Source organism: Lysinibacillus fusiformis (assembly GCF_003049525.1).
Taxonomy (GTDB): domain Bacteria; phylum Bacillota; class Bacilli; order Bacillales_A; family Planococcaceae; genus Lysinibacillus; species Lysinibacillus fusiformis.
On the sequence record NZ_PYWL01000035.1, the window covers coordinates 1 to 559 of the forward strand.

Consider the following 559-nt stretch of genomic DNA (forward strand, 5'->3'; position numbering starts at 1 on the left):
CTCCTTATTCAGCCTGGTCCAGAGGGAATGCCTGGGCAATATATGGTCTCGCTTTATCCTATTGCTATACAGGAGAAGAAAAATACTTAGAGGCGTCAAAAAAAGCAGCTCATTTCTTTATTTCTCATTTGTCAGACGATTTTGTTCCGAATTGGGATTTTCGTATTCCGGAAGATGTTCCTGCCCTAAAAGATTCTTCCGCTGGTTCCATTGCGGCATGCGGTCTTCTTTTACTTGCCGAACAAGTTACTGCATTAGAGTCACCTGTTTATCAAAGAACTGGAGAGAAAATCCTCGAATCTTTATACAGAAATTATGGTGATTGGGAAGGTTCTGAAGAGGGGCTAATCTTACACGGAACAAGTCATTACCCTGAAGGTAAATTCACCAATAATCCTCTAATCTATGGAGATTATTACTTTGTTGAAGGACTTGCTAGATTAAAAGGTTACAAGGACTTATTTTGGTAAAAATCCACTAATAGATCTTGATCCGCTATAGTTAGGAGGTTTGTGTAAATGGCAGAATATGAATTACCGATACATAGGAACCCGCTCAA

The 559-nt window shown here is 39.4% G+C and carries 1 pseudogene; it reads left to right on the forward strand.

What is annotated here, in order from left to right:
• A pseudogene (locus C9J29_RS23945) lies at nt 1-470 on the forward strand (glycoside hydrolase family 88 protein); the annotation flags it as partial.
• Nucleotides 471-559 lie beyond the last annotated feature (89 nt).